This is a genomic window from Ancylomarina salipaludis (genome assembly GCF_004122035.1).
Lineage (GTDB): Bacteria > Bacteroidota > Bacteroidia > Bacteroidales > Marinifilaceae > Ancylomarina > Ancylomarina salipaludis.
Genome location: NZ_SAXA01000006.1, coordinates 1 through 17,588, shown reverse-complemented (window position 1 = coordinate 17,588; position 17,588 = coordinate 1). Strand labels below are relative to the sequence as shown.

Here is a 17,588-nt window from a genome sequence, read left to right as displayed (position 1 = left end):
ATAGAGATTTGATGTATAAAAAAAGGACTTCCTGCTTGGAAGCCCTTTTTGTTATATGGTATAGATTGGGTTTATTTAGGATCGTATCCCCACTTGATGAAGATTGAACCCCAGGTAAAACCGGCACCAAATCCTGATAGGATAATGTTGTCGCCTTTTTTCAGTTGGTTTTCCCATTCCCATAAACACAATGGAATTGTTGCTGAAGTCGTGTTGCCATATTTTTCAATATTAATCATCACTTTCTCCTTAGCTAAGCCCATACGCTTGGCAGTGGCTTCGATAATACGATTGTTTGCCTGATGTGGAACCAACCATGCCAAATCATCGGCAGTCATGTTGTGTTTTTCCATCATTTCAACAGAAACATCAGCCATGTTCGATACCGCGTGTTTGAAAACGTGGTTACCTTCCTGGTAGATGAAATGTTCACGATTATCAACGGTCTCGTGACTAGCTGGTTTGCAAGAGCCTCCGGCTTTTTGGTGCAAGTGTTTGCGACCAAATCCCTGAGTATGCAAAATCTCATCGATGATACCTACGTTTTCAGTTGTTGGTTCAAGAAGAACCGCAGCTGCTCCGTCACCAAAAATAGGACAGGTTTGACGATCAGTATAATCAACTATTGAGGACATCTTCTCAGATCCAACAATAACCACTTTCTTATACATGCCGGATTGGATGTATTTAGAACCTGTAGCTAAAGCAAAAAGAAAACCAGAACAACCTGCATTCAAGTCGAAACTGAAAGCATTGTTTATGTCTAATTTGTCGCTAATAATGTTTGCTGTAGCAGGGAATTGCATATCTGGTGTTACGGTAGCGCAAATCACCAAGTCAACTTCTTCAGGAGACGTATTGGTTTTCTTAAGCAATTCTGCAACTGCTTTTGCTCCCAAATCAGAAGAACCCAGGCCTTCACCTTTTAAAATTCTTCGTTCTTTAATACCAATTCGGGTCATGATCCACTCATCGGTTGTATCAACCATGGTGCTCAGTTCTTCATTGGTAAGGATATAGTCAGGAAGATAAGCCCCAACTCCCGTAATTACTGCGTTTATTTTTGTCATTACTATGCTTACTTATTATTCTTTTGATCAAATTAGCCCACAATAATAATCAAAATGACTATCAATTGCAAAGCCCATAATCATAGGGGATAAAAGAATTAAACACAAAAATACTACTAAGCAAAATTGCCCCAAAGAATAGTCTAAGGAGCAAATTTACTATTGCGTTAAACCTTATCCGAAAGAATTAGGTTATGCTGTAACTTCTTTTTCAATCGCTAATTTGCCTCTATAGTATCCGCACTCAGGGCAAACAGTGTGGTATTTAGCTGTAGCTCCACAATTTGAGCAAGACGCTAAAGTAGCAGGAGTCGCTTTAATATGAGTTCTTCTCTTATTTCTTCTCTGCTTCGATGTTCTGTGTTTTGGATGTGCCATTTTTCAACCTATTAAACTATTTATTATCAATCAATTTTTTTAAATCATTCCATCTCGGATCAATTTCTTCTTTTTCCGAGTGTTCTTCTAGTTTTTGCATCATTTCTTCGTTGCAAGTGCTGAAACCATCTTCGTCATCCGGATGGATAAAGTTGATAGGGAAACTCAACAGGATTAACTCGTAAATGTATTGAGCAATTTTAATTTCGTTTTCTGATTCCGGAACAACAACAACGTCATCATCCAATTCCTCATATGTTTCACCAAATTTAATGTAAAGAGTGGAAGCACCCTCAACCTGATATGGGAAACGATCTAAACAACGATCGCAAATCACTTGAATCTCTCCGGCAACCTCAAGGGCGAGTGTCATAACAAGGGTTTTCTTTAAAAGCGTTGCTTTTACTGAAATATCACCCTGAAAATCATTCTCAAACTGAAAATGCTCAAAGAATTTCCCGTCAGCAGTGAATTCAAATTCATGACTGCCGTCTTTTAATCCTTTGTAAGGAATCGTGTATTTTGCTAAATAATCCAAAATGCTCAAATAAAACTTTGCAAAAGTATATAATTTCTAATATCTATCCTCAAACTCGCTCATCTTTTTTCTTAAAAAAAATGGTTTTTTGACCAAAGAGATTAAGCCGAAATGGCTTAGTGTTCAGTTTAATGGATTTATTTTAGTTATTTGAACGCTATAAAAAGCCATAAAAAGAGGTTTCTTTTCGTTCAAACGGGGTGCAAAAATAGGCAGAAAATACTGATACAAAAACTTTTTGAGAAGTTTTAATATGCAAAAGCTCTAATTTGTAGGCAATAGTATCCGAATACAGCTGCCTTTGCCCGGTTCAGAACGATAAACAAATATTTTTCCACCATGATATTCTTCAATAATACGCTTGGCAAGTGAGAGCCCTAAACCCCAGCCACGTTTCTTAGTTGTGTAACCGGGTTCGAAGATGGTTTGAAATTGTTTTTTGGGGATACCTTTCCCTGTATCACATATATCTAAGCATAAGTTGGGAGGTAATTGTTTAAGATTAAAACTCAAACGCCCTTCACCACTCATAGCATCAATTGCATTTTTAGTGGTGTTCTCAATTACCCACGAAAACAGTTCCTTATTTAGGTTTGGTTTGCTTTTAATATTCTCATCAATATTCACCGAGAATTCAATTTTGTTGGATAATCTCTTTTTAAGATAGGCAATGCTATCCTCTAATATTTGTTTGATATCATGAGAAAGAAGAATCGGTTTTGAACCTATTTTTGAAAATCGTTCGGCAATGACTTCCAGTCGTTCCACATCTTTGCCCATTTCTTGTGTCAGACTTTTATCTATATCTGATTCTTTGAGAAGTTCCATCCATGCCAAAAGGGAACTAATAGGGGTGCCCAGTTGATGAGCCGTTTCTTTCGACATGCCTACCCAAACCTGATTTTGTTCAGCTTTCTTTGTGATGGAAAAAACGAGATATGCCAGTAAGGCTAGAAAAGTGATTAATCCGAGCTGAATAAAGGGGTAGAGAGCAAGTTGTTTTAAAAGTAGCGAATCATCGTAATAAAGTGTTTGCTTAAAATGTTCATTCTTAATTTCGAAAAACAGCCCTCCATTTTTCATTTTTTCCAGTGCCTTTTTTAAGTCTTTTTTTGATTTTTGATCGGCAAGTTTAAGATTGCGATGTTCGATGATTTCACCTTTTTCATTGATTAAGATGATAGGGGTGGTTTCGTTTTGTTGTAAGATTTCAGTGAGAAGAGTAATGTCCTGATTTAGGTCTGAATTGAGACTGTTGAGAGCATCGGCCCATAGCTTAACCTTTTTTTCTTCTTCCTTAGCAAGTTTTTTAACTAAGCGACTGGTATAGAAAATAGACCCCAAAACAATGAATCCTGCAAAAAGCAGAAAACCGATATTCCATTGTCGTTTTTTGAGAAAAATTTTCATCTGATAGCAATTAGTTCATTTTGAAATCGTGGTATAAATGTCATTTAAAGATGAGCATTATTTTCCAAATTGCATCTTTCTTATAGCTCGTTGTAAAAAATGACAGGCACAATATAAAACCGGAATTAGCCTTAATTATTGTACCTGTCGTATAGCCTCATGTTTATTATTAGATTGTTTTCAAATAGTCGATTAGGAATTTTGCGTTTGCTTCGGGTTCATCTTTTTCAATTTCCAGTCGATAAACTTTTTGTGTTTTACGGGTATCAAGACCATGTCCGTAGGCTTTATCGTAGTAATCAAGCGTGATGTCAGCTACTGTTGCAAAATCTTCCAGGTCTAAGCTTTCTAAGGCACGTTTGACTCTCAGGCCTCCCAATCGCTTTTCAATTTTTTTAACCATCTGTTTTAATAAATCGATATCAAAACAAGCGTATTCCTTAACAAGGCGTTTGATCCGTTCCGATTTAGGGATAATAATGGCCAAGAGGGGCGCTTTTCTCATCTGATTGAAAAGTGCATCGTTGATCCAAACGGAACCAACCGAATGACTTTCATCTTCAGTCCAGATAGGTTTAGTATGATCAAATTCAGACCAGATTTTAGCCAAATCATTTTCAAATTGTTCAGTCGTAGGCTGATCGGCTTGTCCCAAAGCGCCAAAGGCAGATCCTTTATGATTTGCAACACCTTCCAGATCGAGAACTTGTTGGCCTAAATTGCTTAGTTGATGCAAAACCTCTGTTTTGCCACTGCCTGTATAGCCACCAATTACCACTAAATGCGTCGGTTTTTCAAAGGATTCACGGATGTGGTGGCGGTAAGCTTTGTAGCCGCCAACCAATAAAGAAGGTTTCAGACCGGCTGTTTCGAATAACCAGGCCATACTGCCACTTCGCATGCCACCACGCCAGCAATGGATTAGGATTTCACCCTCTACAGCAATTTTCTTTGCTCTACGGACAAACACAGCCAGCTTGGGTCCAACGAGTTCCAAGCCCAAAAGTACTGCGGCATCTTTACTTGAACGTTTATATTTTGTGCCGACTTGAGCACGTTCTTCGTTGGTGAAAATTGGGATGTTTATGGCACCAGGAATGTGCCCTTGTTCAAACTCAGCAGGTGTTCTGACATCTATTATTGGAATTGTTTTTCCTTTTTCAAGAAAGTCTTGTGCTGATAATTTAGTGACCATGTTTTTAGATAAAAATTGTCCCGTCTTCATTTAATTGAAGAGCGGGATTATGAGATAATAATATTCGGGATTGACAATCATATTTTTCTTGAGCTAGTCTGATTTATCCCTCAAGAAATTCACCTAATATTGATCGTCCACCTTTGCTAGTGTTGCTTCCCATTGGCGAAATGGCTTGAATCAGTTTTCGGATTGGCATCGATTGTAAATAGACTTTCCCTGTGCCACGAAGTGTCGCCAAAAATAAACCTTCGCCACCGAAAACCATCGATTTTAATCCCCCTGCTTTTTCTATTGAGAAATCTATTCCCTCTTCAAAAGCAACCACACAACCGGTATCTACTCTTAAGGTTTCGTTATTGAGTTGTTTTTCGATAACGGTACCTCCGGCATGAACAAAGGCCATCCCATCACCTTGTAGTTTTTGTAAAATGAAACCTTCACCTCCAAAGAATGTTGCTCCCAGTCTTTTATTAAATGCAATGCTAACCTTGGTTCCAAGAGCCGCACATAAGAATCCATCCTTTTGAACAATTAGGGTTCCTCCTGCTTGTTTTAAATCAATAGGCATAATTGTTCCAGGATAAGGTGCCGAAAAAGCAACTTTAGATTTTCCGTAACCTCTATGCGTAAAATGCGTTAAGAAAAGTGATTCGCCGGTTATCATTCGGGAGCCTGCAGATAATAATTTGCCAAACAAACCTGCTTCGGGTTCTGAACCATCACCCATCTTGGCTTCAAATTGAATGCCTTCTTCCATATAAGCCATGGCTCCGGCTTCTGCAATTACCGTTTCGTTTGGATCCAATTCAATTTCGACCAATTGAATATCATTGCCATATATTTTATAATCTATTTCGTGTGAACGCATATTTTTAAAATTAAGATTAAAGAAATAAAGGTTCAATATATAAGGATTTAGCTAAAAGTCAAAAGGATTAAAGTGAGGACTTCAATTTTTAACGTTTAATAGCTTTTCTTGGGTTTAAAGTCTATCTGTATTTCAACTCTTCATCTTCTGACATCATACCCCAATAACTGTCATAACGGCTTTCGGCAATTTCACCTGTTTCGACAGCTTTTTTAACAGCACATTTAGGTTCGTGCATATGCGTGCAATTATGAAATTGGCATTTTTCAGAAATTTTAAAAATTTCAGGGAAGAAGTGGAACATTTCCTCTTTTTCCATATTGTAAGTTCCAAAGCCACGAATTCCTGGTGTATCAATGATATAGCCACCGAAATCAAGCTCGAACATTTCTGAGAATGTTGTGGTGTGCTTACCGGAAGCGTGTGATTCTGAGATTTCACCCGTTTTGAGTTCCAAGCCAGGCTGAATGAGATTGATTAGTGTTGATTTACCAACTCCGGAATGTCCTGAGAGAAGATTGATCTTATCTTTCATTTCTTCTTTAAGAAGATCTATATTCAATCCTGTTCGTGCTGAAACTTCGAAACACTTATACCCAATTTTTTGGTAGATGTCTTTAAGTTCATTCAGTTGTGTCAGGTCTCCGTTTTTGTAACGATCAATTTTGTTGAAAACCAGATTGACAGGAATACCATAGGCTTCAGCTGCAGCGAGGAAACGGTCGATAAAGGTGCTGGTGGTGAGCGGGTAGTTAACAGTCACAATTAAAAAAGCGTGATCGATATTGGCAGCAATAATCTGACTGCTTTTTGAGAGATTGGTCGATTTTCGGATGATGTAATTTTTTCTGTCGTTGATTTTTACAATGACATTGGCATCTTTTTCTTGATTAAACTCAACAATATCGCCAACAGAAATTGGGTTAGTCGTACGTATATCATCCATACGAAAGCGACCTTTGATTCTGCAATTATGAACCTCACCATCATTGGTTTTAACGGTGTACCAGCTACCTGTTGATTTTATGACTAATCCTTCTTTCACAGTTTATTGTTTTTGCGGAAAAGGCTGAATCGCTTTTTCCCTGGCTTTGTTTATTTAAGATCTGTGTTTTGAATACAGAAAAATTTTAAGCTTAATAATGCAACAAAAATAGTATTTTTTTGTGGATTAGTTTTTTAGAAACAAGGCTCTCTTTTATTTGATTTTTTGAAAAACAAAACTACCATATGTTCCTTGACTATCCAGACTTTCACCTTCAATTGTATATTCGTTTAAGAGAATTCCTTTCCAACAGTCTAATTCATAGGAGACGGTTTGGTCAGAATGAATGATATCGTATTCAGTCGCCTGTAAGATAATATGACTCCCATTAATTTCACCTTCGAGAAATTCCTGCACCATAATCGAATCGGAAGAATCAATATTTTCTAAGAAAATAATTTTTCCAATAAGTCGTTTCCCTATCTGCTTGAGAAAGAGCTCCCCTTTAGCTTTCCCATAGCTATAATCCTCTTCATAGAGCCATTTCCCACTGAGGTTATCCATAACAGAAGCTTAATTTTTTTTGCAGACACGAAAATATTTTGTCTCAGTAAGATACAAAACAATGATGAAAAAAAACGATGATTTTCCAGTAAGAGTCTTTGCTGTGAAAGAAAAATCTCATATATTTGCAGCGTCTTAGTCAGAAATGACAGACAAAGTGATTGTCCCGTGGTGTAATGGTAACACACCTGGTTTTGGTCCAGGCATTTAAGGTTCGAGTCCTTACGGGACAACCAATATTAAAGCTTCGAATTTATATTCGAAGCTTTTTTTATTCCTCTATTTTTCAGAATTGAAGTCATAAAACATATTGTTTGTAGAATAATCTGTTTTGATTATAACTAATTTTGCGGTCTAAAATCAAATTAACACACAATGTCAAAATTATTTAATCCTAAACTGTTTAGCCTTTTAAAAGCAGGTCTAGATAGAAAACAACTTTCCAATGATGTAATGGCTGGAATTGTTGTTGGTATTGTAGCACTTCCTCTTGCAATTGCTTTTGCTGTTGCATCCGGGGTATCGCCGGATAAGGGTTTGATAACGGCAATTGTTGCGGGTTTGATTATTTCATTTTTGGGAGGTAGTCGTGTGCAGATTGGTGGACCAACGGGTGCATTTATTGTTATTGTTTATGGGATTGTTGAGACGCATGGTATAGGTGGCTTAATTATTTCGACCATCATGGCCGGTATTCTTTTGGTCATATTTGGCTGCTTAAAATTGGGTACACTTCTGAAATATTTTCCTCATCCGCTAATCGTTGGGTTTACTTCCGGAATTGCTTTAGTTATCTTTTCAACACAGATAAAAGATGCTTTGGGTTTGGATATAGATAAGGTGCCTTCTGATTTTCTGGCAAAATGGGAGATGTATTTTACCCATATTGATAGTTTAAATCTAACCGCGTTGATATTAACTGTTGCAACCATATTAATTACTATTTATTCAAAGAAAATTACCAGTAAAATTCCAGGCTCATTTATTGCCATTATTGTTGTTACGCTGTCTGTTCAGTTGTTCGATTTACCAGTTACCACAATTGAATCATTCTTTGGTGAGATTCCAACAAGTATAAGTATTAGTTTTCCGGCCATTGAATGGGCCAATTTGCCACAATATATTGCTCCGGCAGTTACGATTGCTTTGCTTGGTGCAATTGAATCGCTTTTGTCGGCAGTGGTAGCTGATGGGATGATTGGGGGAAATCACCGTTCGAATACTGAATTGATTGCTCAGGGAATTGCTAATATTGTAACCCCTTTCTTTGGTGGAATTCCTGCTACAGGCGCAATTGCCCGAACTGCAACCAATATTAAAAATGGAGGTAGAAGTCCAATAGCAGGTATTGTTCATGCTGCAACTCTTCTGTTGATTATGCTTTTCTTTGGTAAGTGGGCAAAATTGATTCCGATGTCGTGTTTGGCAGGAGTATTGATTGTGGTGTCTTACAATATGAGTGAGTGGCGTGTTTTCCGATCTATTCTAAAAAGCTCAGGTTTTGATATTTTGGTTCTTTTATCCACTTTCTTCCTCACTGTTTTGGTTGATTTGACCATCGCAATTGAGGTGGGCGTTGTTTTATCAGCTGTACTTTTCATGAAAAGGATGGCTGACAAGGGAGAACAAATTCAAAAGGATGTTAATATCGATCTGATAGAAGATTACAGCGACTTGCCCAAAGATATTTCTGTTTATGAAATTAGCGGCCCCTTCTTTTTTGCTTCGGCTAAGGAATACGCACAGCTGATTCAGCAAATTGGTTTAAAGAGCAAAACGATAGTGATTCGAATGCGTCATGTGCCTTTTATTGATGCAACGGGTTTCCACAACTTTAAATCGGTGATTCAAACTCTTCAGAATTCTGATGTAACTATTATTCTGTCAGGCGTCAATGAGTCAGTACTACAGGATATGAAGAGATATGACCTGATTTCAAAGATTGGAGAGGATCAAATCTTTGATTCATTCAATCATGCCTTGGAGTATGCCAAAGTCTGCCAGAATTAACTGAATTTGATGACTTTTAGTTTATCAGGGCACTCATCTTTAAGCATTTGAATACTCGTTTTTAATACAGGGTGCTTAAAGTTTGGGATAAGTTCTGCCAGAGGGTGAAGTGCAAAAGAACGTTCCTGAATTTTGGGATGAGGAATAGATAGCCTCTCGTTCTCAATCTGTTCGTTGCCGAAAAATAGAATGTCAATATCAATGGTTCGTTCGCAATATTGTGTTTTTTTGCGAACGCGCCCCAGTTCTTTTTCTATAGCCTGAGTTTTGTCAAGAATATCAAGGGCAGAAAATTCAGAATCAAAAACAACAACCTGATTCAGAAAATTTTGTTCATGTGAAAAGCCCCAGGGTTCAGTTTCGTAAAGCGATGAAGCTTTGATAAATTTGCCTACATGATTTGTCATTTTCCTGATCGCTTCAGCCAATAATTCTTCACGATTTCCAATATTCCCCCCCAATAAAAAATATACTCTAGTCATAATTTATCCATTTAAACGGTAAAAAAACTAAAGAAATCTTACTCAGCAAAATATACGTCGAAAAATAAGTGTTATGAGTCAGCTTCTTTTACAAAATGGATATATTTGTTAGGAGTCTAAAATCTTTATTTTAAAGTGAGAATTTAGTCTTTTATACATTGAAACTGACCGAAAAGAAAACTAACGATCAAATTAATTATTTATGAAGAATTTTTTTAAAATTACTCTAGCCTCTCTCTTGGCTTTTATCATTGGCAGTGTTTTGCTTTTGTTTATTGGGATCGGGATATTTGGAGCTATTGTAGCCAGTGGGGATCAGCCCGTTACTGTAAAGAATAATACTGTTCTCGAAATCACTTTGAATAAAGAGATTATGGATCGAGGTTCGGATAACCCATTGGATGGTTTTAATTTTATGAGTTTGAAATCTAAACCTAAATTGGGACTAAACGATATATTGGATTGTATAGAAAAAGCAAAGACAGACGATAAAATCAAAGGAATTTATTTGAACATCAGTGATATTGCTTCAAGTTTTGGAGGTTATGCGGTGGCTCAGGAAATTCGTAATAAGCTTAAAGAGTTTAAAACAAGCGGTAAGTTTATTGTTGCTTATAACAATATGGGATTTTCGCAAAAGGCATACTATTTAGCTTCTGTGTCGGATAGTATTTTTCTTAACCCACAAGCTAATATCTGGTTTACAGGTATGGGAGGTGAAATGACCTTTTACAAAAACTTTTTGAAGAAGATTGGCGTTGAGGCTCAGGTTGTAAGAGTTGGTAAATACAAGTCAGCAACTGAACCTTACTTTTTGGAGAAAATGAGTGAGGCTTCTCGCGAGCAGAATTTAGCATACACTTCAGCAATGTGGAATCAGATGGCCGAAGGAATTGCTCAGGAGCGTGATATAACTGTTGATGCCTTTAATAATTTGACCAATGAATTAGCGGTTCGTAAACCTCAGCATGCTTTGGATTATAAACTTATTGATGGGATTATTTACGAAGATCAGATGCTGGCCAAGCTTAAAGATCTAACAGGTACAAGATCGAAGAAAAAACTAAATAAGATTGGTATTGAGAAATATATCAAGGCTCCAAAATTGGATAGAACTTTTTCTAAAAATAAGATTGCGGTTATTTATGCAACGGGAGGGATTGGTTTTGAACAATCATCTACATCTATTGGTCCAGAATTGGCAGAAACGATTCGTACAGCAAGACAAGATTCTACAATTAAAGCGATTGTGTTGCGAATTAATTCGCCAGGAGGAAGTGCATTAATTTCTGATATCATTTGGAGAGAAGTAGATTTGGCAAGACAAGAAAAACCAGTTGTTGCTTCAATGGGTAATGTTGCTGCTTCGGGAGGTTATTATATTGCTTGTGCTGCTGATACTATTGTTGCTGATCCGAACACAATCACTGGTTCTATTGGTATTTATGGCTTGTTTTTCTCAGGCGAAGAGTTAATTAAGGATAAGTTAGGGATAACAACAGATCCTATTGGAACACATAAATATTCTTCTTTTGGTGGTGGGTATCCAATTCCATTTATGCCATTCTCATCTCGCAAGTTTAACAAGCAAGAGCGTCTGATTCTTCAGGAGTACTTGAATGATGGTTATGATACGTTTTTAAGCCGTGTAGCGAATGGCCGTCATAAGACTGTTGAAGAGATTCATAAAGTGGCACAAGGTCGTGTATGGAATGCAATAGATGCTCAAAAGAATGGCTTGGTTGATGTTTTGGGAGGTCTGGAAACGGCCATTGCCATTGCAAAAGAAAAAGCTGGTATCGAAGATTATAGAATCAGTTCACTGCCTAAAGAAAAAGACCCATTCCAAGCTATAATTGATGATTTAACCGGAAATGTTAAGGTTAGAATTCTTAAGAATGAGTTGGGTGTGAATTACCAGTATTACGAAAAAACAAAAGAAATTATGAATTTGGGTGGTATTCAGGCTAGAATTCCATACCAGATTGATTTATATTAATTTTCAAATAAATTAGCGAAACGGTAAAAGGACCCTCAATTAACTGAGGGTCTTTTTTTATGGTTTGAAATACCATGCGTTTTAGGTACAGAAAATCTTATTATCTTTATCAGGATTCTAACATGTTCGAATAAATACAGTTAAAATGGAAATGATTAAAACGAATGCAGGACAAGGTTTTGGCGTGGCAGGGCTAATTCTTGGTATTTTATGTTTGTTTATGGCTTTCATACCTTGTATAGGGGTAATTGCAATTGGACCAGGTGTTATTGCCATTGTTTTATCAATAGTGGGACTTGTTCAAGCCAATAATAACAATGGTGCCAGAGGTATCAATATTGCTGCTTTGGTTGTATCGGCTTTGGGTACTTTAATTGCCTGTGTATGGTTATTTGTTTTTGTGGGCATCGCTTCCCTTGACGACGAACAGATTGAAGGAGTGGTTAAAGATGTGATTGAAGAGGTTGTGCGTGAGTCAAATTCATGTAATTCCGATTTGCAGGATGAATTGAATCAGCTTGAGAAACAACTGGATAGTATTAAAGTTGATAAAACCATACATATTGAAACTGATTCAACGAAAATTGAAGTTCATATTGAGAGAAAATAGTTTTTATGAAGGCTTTTGATTCCTATAGAATCATCAATATCATATTTGCAGGAGTAATTGGACTGGTGTTCATTTACTCCTGCCTTTTTTTGCCTGAGAATGGCAATCATCTCATCCCATCTTTCTATACAGATATAACGCACCAATCAAGTCCCTCTTTAGGCCTGTCAAGAGCATTCTCAGCACTTGTGAGAGGACAAATTAGTTTAGCTGAACAATTTAATCCATATGCTCTGAATATCTATTTATTCTTTACTTTTCAGTTTCTTTATCGATTGGTATCGCTAAATATTGATCGTATGGCTTTTGTCAGCAGAAAGCTTTGGATTCGAATTGATGTTCTGTTATCTCCGTTCTTATTTTTACTTGCATTTTATCCATTGATACTTTTTACGCTTCAAACAATTCGGGAGGTGATTAGTTCTGGTTTTTTATAGCATTCACAACATTCTGAATAAATTTATTGGTGTTGAAATGTTTGTCTATCGATAAGCCTAAGCGAACAATCACGAGATTTTTGGATGGAATAATGGCTATCATCTGGCCGTGATGACCAATGCATATAAATTCATTAATATCAGAATCAGGATCGAGCCAAAATTGAGCCCCATACTCGCCATTTGAAGCCTTTGCAGGGGTGTATGAATATTTGACCCAGCCTTCGGGTAAAATACGTTCTCCGTTTGCCATACCATCATTTAAATACAATAAACCAAACTTAGCCCAGTCGCGGGTGTTTGCGTATCCAAATGAAGAACCCACAAATGTTCCTTCTGCGTCGGTTTCATAACAAAAAGAGCTAGCTCCAATTTTCTTAAACAGCTCCATATAAGGGAAATTGTGGTATTCCTCATCGTTGTTTATTTTGTTGCGAATATATTTACTGATGATGTTCGAAGTTCCAGACGAATAGAGCCAGATGGAATCTGGTTTTACTGAAAATTGTTTTGCTATGGCATAATTTGAAGCGCTACCTGTTTTGTAAAGCATCTTGGTTACATCAGATAAATCACCATAGCCTTCGTTCCATTCCAAACCACTGCTCATGTGCATCAAATCGTTTAGGCTGATGTTTTTTCTTTCGTCCTGTTGCCATTCTTTAAATAGGCTTTTATCTGAAAGATCAAGGCGATTTTGTTGTTTCATGATGCCAACCATCGCATTGATAATGCTCTTGTTCATCGACCAACCCAATAGGGGTGTTGACTGATTAAAACCCTCACCATATCGTTCGGCAATCAGTTTATTCTTGTAAAGAACAACAACACCTCGGGTTCTTTCTTCATGTTCGAAAATGGAATCAAGAGCTGTATTTAGAAGCTTAAAATTGATTTCATTTCTGATGTCGTTTATGCTTGTATCCAAAGGAATATTGTCAATTTCTGGTTTATCAAAAGCTTGTTTTTTTAATTCATTCTCATTGTAGCCATCAGCCACACAACACCCCAATGCACCCCGATAAATTGCTTTTCTGGGGAAGAGTCCGAAAATACGTGCTGTTACTGATTTTTCATCTTCGTTAATTTCAACAGAGGTTTTACTCATAAAGGAGTAATTGATATCGTTGTTGATTAAGGATTCCAAACTTCTGTTTGCGACAAAGAGGCCAGAGCAAACATCTTTGGCTGCATATGATGTGACAACAGGGAGTTTCAGGCTTGCGTCGTAAATAAAGTAGGTTAAGCCAACAACAACTATGGCTAGTAGAATTCGTTTGAATGTTTTCATAGACTAAAAATAAGGAATAATTTGAATTAAGTTTATACTCCATTTTTGAATGTGTCCTGAAAAGAAAAGGCTGCGAATTTCGCAGCCTTTGTCTTATCTGTTTTTCCCACTGTTTTGTTTAAAGGACTCAAATAGGGTTTCAAAATCTTTTTGGATTTTTTCTTTGAGATCTTTTTGCCCCCCTGAATCAGCAAGTCCTAACAGCATCTGAACAATTCGGATTTCACGTTGTTGTTCCGATTCAATACTAGCGAAGTACATCGGTTCCAGCGAAAGGAAATACTCAATTTTTTCGTATGAGTTCTTTGCAATACGTTCAAGCAAATTATTGGCTTTTTCAGTTGCGCCTGCACGGTAATATTCCTGAATAAAACCAACTAAAGAATATTCGATAGGCAATTTTTCAATTGGCAATTCTTCCATGCATCTATCAAGAACTTTAATTGCTTTTTCTGGTTTATTCTCATCATTCAATTGGGCAGCCAAACGAACATGATTTGAACGGAACGACATAATACCACAGGTGATGATGTGGAACTGATCCATATAAACATCCGGTTCTTTAATGCGTCCATATTCAAATTTATTCATCAGGTTGTCATATAGAAGATCCGTGTTGATTCGTCCATATTCATTATATGAATTATCAGCCTCTATTGGAACCAAACGATATGCAGCACCTTCTAATTGGAAGAATTTTTCCAAACCTAAATAGTTTTCAGGTCCCATTCCTATTGAGAAATAGATAGGACGGTCCCAATTGTTGGAGGCGATGATGTCTAAAATCATCATGCTGTTCTTGTACAGGTAGTTGTTGTTTAATTTCCACTCTAAACGATTAAGAATAAGATCAGCGTCTTCTTTTTGAACGGTTCCATTATTAATCACCTTAGTAGAATCAACAGGTAAGTAGATATTTTTGCCAGGGAAGTAGTCGAGCATTTTTCCTGATTGGGTTTCAAGTCGGGTTGCTTTATTGTCACTTCCTACAAACTTAATCATGTCAGCCAGATTTTCCGCTTTTGACAGGCGATCCATTACAGGAATCTGGTCACGTATACCAGGTTCAACCTTTTCAGCTGATAAGCTCATTGGTACAGGATCGGAATCATAGGCTTTTCTACGCATCTGATTGATATACCAATCGCCAGCCAATAAGCTGATGTTGACAATACGAATATCGCGACGGATGCCTTCAACTTCCTGAGCATACCAAAGAGGGAAAGTGTCGTTATCGCCGTATGTGAACAGAATTGCATTAGGAGCACATGAGTTCAGATAATCTTTGGCGTAGGCTAGTGTCGCATATCGGCCGCCTCTGTCGTGATCATCCCAGTTTTGTTGAGCCATAAGGCCAGGAACTGCAACAAGACAAATTAAGCTCACCAATCCTGAAGAAGCAAGCTTTGGCATTTTCTTTTGTAAGAAATTGTAGAGTCCTAATACGCCAAATCCAATCCAAATAGCAAAAGCATAGAACGAACCTGCGTAGGCATAATCACGTTCACGAGGTTGATGTGGGTATTGATTCAGATAAACCACAATTGCCAGACCGGTAAGTAAGAAAAGCAACATGACAACCCAAAAATCTTTTTTGCCTTTTTCTCCGGCATTTAATTGAAAGAAAATACCGATTAATCCCAGAATGAAAGGCAGGAAGTAGTAGGCATTTCTCGATTTCTTATTTTTCAGTTCAGAATACAATTTGTCCTGATTGCCAAGTCGTATTTCATCTAAAAACTTGATGCCTGAGATCCAATTTCCATATCGGAAATCACCATGACCTTGAATATCATTTTGACGCCCGGCAAAGTTCCACATAAAATAACGCCAATACATGTGGTTGAATTGATAGCTGAAGAAGAAGGCCAGATTATTGCCGAAGCTTGGTTTGTAAATTGTTTCAGGACCATTTCCATTATCAACTGTAATTGGGTTATTCTTTGAAATGCCTCCCCAATATTCATAATCACGAACGTGTCCTGCATTCGAACTGTACATTCGTGGGAAAATGGTGTTGAATCGAGAGTCGAATTCATATGAGGGCTTGCGTGAAGCGATAACATATTTATCTCCCTTTTGGATATACACAGGGTCTGTGTATTTAACATCTTTTACAGGGGCATTGTAATATTCACCAAAAACCAGAGGTCTGTCGCCATATTGCTCACGGTTTAGGTAAGATAGAAGAGCAAAAACATTATCCGGATTATTCTCGTCCATTGGCGGATTAGCTGATGAGCGAATAACAATCATGGCAAATGAAGAATATCCAATCATGATCACAACAAAGGAAGTGACAATGGTGTTCAGGATAACCTTATTGTGTTTGATTGAGTAGTTAATAGCCCAAACCACAAGAGCGATCATGGCAATGCCATAAATCATAACCCCGGTATTGAAAGGTGCTCCCATTCCATTGACAAAAGCTAATTCGAACCAGGATGCAATTTTTATCACACCAGGAATCACTCCATACATGATCGAACCTAAGAGGATAAGTGAGATTCCTAGCGCTGCAAGCACGCCATTTCGGGTTGTTTTATATTTTTTGAAGTAATAAACAAAGACGATAGCCGGGATGGCTAGAAGGTTTAGTAGGTGAACCCCGATTGAAAGGCCCATCAAATAGGCAATCAGAATAATCCAGCGATTGGCATATTTTTCATCAGCAACATTTTCCCATTTTAGGATAGCCCAGAAGACAACGGCTGTGAACAAAGAGGATAGGGCATAAACTTCACCTTCAACAGCTGAAAACCAGAAGGTGTCAGAAAAAGTGTAGGCCAAAGCACCAACCATTCCTGCTCCTAAAACGGCTACAGCGTTTGATAAACTGATTTCGCCATCTTTCACAAAAAGTTTTTTGGCAAGGTGGGTGATGGTCCAAAATAAGAACATGATGGTGAAGGCAGAAGCCAAAGCAGACATCAGATTGACCATAAGTGCTGCCTGTGATGGTTCGGGAGCAAATAGTGCGAAGAAACGAGCTATAATCATGAAGAGTGGTGCTCCTGGTGGGTGACCAACTTCCAGGCCATATGCCGTTGTGATAAATTCACCACAATCCCATAAACTGGCAGAAGGCTCTATGGTTAAAGCGTAGGTAATGGCAGCAATAGCAAAAGCTAACCAGCCCAGAATAATGTTATACCGACGATAATCTGTATTCGATAGTTTATTGTTTCCCGACATATTTTATTAAAAATTTATTGGAACGATGAGTTCTTTTTATTGTTTTTCTGAATTTAGAACAAACAAAGATGGCATATTTTCTATTGAAATTTCTCATCTTCGAATAGTTAAGCCAATAGGATACTTTGTTTGTAAAAATATTTAAGGTCTGAAAATAGTCATTTTTAGGCACCTAGATCCTTAAGCTTTGAAAAAAATATTTTTTTTATTTGCACAATGAAAAAAATGTTTACATTTGCAGTGCTCTAAGGAAAATGAGCGACGGAATTGTCCCATGGTGTAATGGTAACACATCTGGTTTTGGTCCAGACGTTTAAGGTTCGAGTCCTTATGGGACAACCACTATTTAAGCTTCGATTTTTAATCGGAGCTTTTTTTATACCCCATTTTCTCAATTTGATATTCAAAAAAAAGCGTCAGTATTATGGATCACTGGTAAAAGTTGGGTCTAATTCTATAATGATTCTAATTAGGCGAATATTTTTGTTAACCGAAATAAGAAGAAGTCAATATCTACGACACCTCTTAAAGATCTCCTGAAATCTTTAATTTT

Annotated in this window: 15 protein-coding genes and 2 tRNA genes; 6 read left to right on the top strand and 11 right to left on the bottom strand. The window is 37.3% G+C overall.

The window, feature by feature from the left end; genetic code table 11:
* Positions 1-71 precede the first annotated feature (71 nt).
* The 8 genes from EO244_RS07795 to EO244_RS07760 form a co-directional block, all read right to left on the bottom strand.
* Positions 72-1,070 carry a beta-ketoacyl-ACP synthase III gene (locus EO244_RS07795; RefSeq protein ID WP_129254104.1) on the bottom strand — a complete coding sequence of 333 codons (999 nt, stop codon included), beginning with the start codon at positions 1,068-1,070 and terminating at the stop codon, positions 72-74.
* 192 nt (positions 1,071-1,262) lie between these two features.
* Positions 1,263-1,448 (bottom strand): 50S ribosomal protein L32, encoded by a 186-nt coding sequence (gene rpmF, locus EO244_RS07790; RefSeq protein ID WP_129254103.1) that lies wholly within the window; start codon positions 1,446-1,448, stop codon positions 1,263-1,265.
* 16 nt (positions 1,449-1,464) lie between these two features.
* Entirely contained in the window at positions 1,465-1,986 is a 522-nt protein-coding gene (locus EO244_RS07785) for a YceD family protein (protein ID WP_129254102.1), read from the bottom strand.
* 264 nt (positions 1,987-2,250) lie between these two features.
* Positions 2,251-3,396 carry a sensor histidine kinase gene (locus EO244_RS07780; RefSeq protein WP_129254101.1) on the bottom strand — a complete coding sequence of 382 codons (1,146 nt, stop codon included), beginning with the start codon at positions 3,394-3,396 and terminating at the stop codon, positions 2,251-2,253.
* 169 nt (positions 3,397-3,565) lie between these two features.
* Complete coding sequence (mnmH, locus tag EO244_RS07775; protein WP_129254100.1) at positions 3,566-4,591, bottom strand: tRNA 2-selenouridine(34) synthase MnmH; 1,026 nt, start codon at positions 4,589-4,591, stop codon at positions 3,566-3,568.
* Positions 4,592-4,694: 103 nt separating this feature from the next.
* Positions 4,695-5,462, bottom strand: a complete 768-nt coding sequence (locus EO244_RS07770; protein ID WP_129254099.1) for a TIGR00266 family protein — start codon at positions 5,460-5,462, stop codon at positions 4,695-4,697.
* 121 nt (positions 5,463-5,583) lie between these two features.
* A complete protein-coding gene (rsgA, locus tag EO244_RS07765; protein ID WP_129254098.1) occupies positions 5,584-6,507 on the bottom strand; it encodes a ribosome small subunit-dependent GTPase A in 924 nt (307 codons plus the stop codon).
* 153 nt (positions 6,508-6,660) lie between these two features.
* Positions 6,661-7,011 carry a hypothetical protein gene (locus tag EO244_RS07760; protein ID WP_129254097.1) on the bottom strand — a complete coding sequence of 117 codons (351 nt, stop codon included), beginning with the start codon at positions 7,009-7,011 and terminating at the stop codon, positions 6,661-6,663.
* A 162-nt stretch (positions 7,012-7,173) separates the two neighbouring features.
* Between EO244_RS07760 and EO244_RS07755 the strand changes: the two genes are divergently transcribed.
* Together EO244_RS07755 and EO244_RS07750 are read left to right on the top strand one after the other, a co-directional pair.
* Positions 7,174-7,247: transfer RNA gene (locus EO244_RS07755), tRNA-Gln, on the top strand.
* A 139-nt stretch (positions 7,248-7,386) separates the two neighbouring features.
* A complete protein-coding gene (locus EO244_RS07750) occupies positions 7,387-9,021 on the top strand; it encodes a SulP family inorganic anion transporter (RefSeq protein WP_129254096.1) in 1,635 nt (544 codons plus the stop codon).
* Here EO244_RS07750 and folK read toward each other — a convergent pair.
* Positions 9,018-9,503, bottom strand: coding sequence for a 2-amino-4-hydroxy-6-hydroxymethyldihydropteridine diphosphokinase (gene folK / locus EO244_RS07745; protein ID WP_129254095.1), 486 nt, complete (start codon positions 9,501-9,503; stop codon positions 9,018-9,020). The genes EO244_RS07750 and folK overlap by 4 nt on opposite strands.
* A gap of 202 nt (positions 9,504-9,705) precedes the next feature.
* Between folK and sppA the strand changes: the two genes are divergently transcribed.
* The 3 genes from sppA (at position 9,706) to EO244_RS07730 (ending at position 12,549) form a co-directional block, all read left to right on the top strand.
* The gene (gene sppA / locus EO244_RS07740) at positions 9,706-11,502 is read left to right on the top strand and encodes a signal peptide peptidase SppA (RefSeq protein WP_129254094.1); all 1,797 of its coding nucleotides are present in this window, start codon (positions 9,706-9,708) and stop codon (positions 11,500-11,502) included.
* 145 nt (positions 11,503-11,647) lie between these two features.
* Positions 11,648-12,112, top strand: coding sequence for a DUF4190 domain-containing protein (locus tag EO244_RS07735; protein WP_129254093.1), 465 nt, complete (start codon positions 11,648-11,650; stop codon positions 12,110-12,112).
* Positions 12,113-12,117: 5 nt separating this feature from the next.
* Positions 12,118-12,549, top strand: coding sequence for a hypothetical protein (locus EO244_RS07730; RefSeq protein WP_129254092.1), 432 nt, complete (start codon positions 12,118-12,120; stop codon positions 12,547-12,549).
* On the opposite strand, the gene EO244_RS07725 is transcribed toward EO244_RS07730, so the two are convergent.
* The gene (locus EO244_RS07725) at positions 12,530-13,840 is read right to left on the bottom strand and encodes a serine hydrolase domain-containing protein (RefSeq protein ID WP_129254091.1); all 1,311 of its coding nucleotides are present in this window, start codon (positions 13,838-13,840) and stop codon (positions 12,530-12,532) included. The two genes, EO244_RS07730 and EO244_RS07725, sit on opposite strands and share 20 nt — an antisense overlap.
* 93 nt (positions 13,841-13,933) lie before the next feature.
* Positions 13,934-17,035, bottom strand: coding sequence for a glycosyltransferase family 117 protein (locus tag EO244_RS07720; protein ID WP_129254090.1), 3,102 nt, complete (start codon positions 17,033-17,035; stop codon positions 13,934-13,936).
* A gap of 268 nt (positions 17,036-17,303) precedes the next feature.
* On the opposite strand from EO244_RS07720, the gene EO244_RS07715 reads away from it, so the two are divergent.
* Positions 17,304-17,377 (top strand) — tRNA-Gln (locus tag EO244_RS07715).
* Positions 17,378-17,588 lie beyond the last annotated feature (211 nt).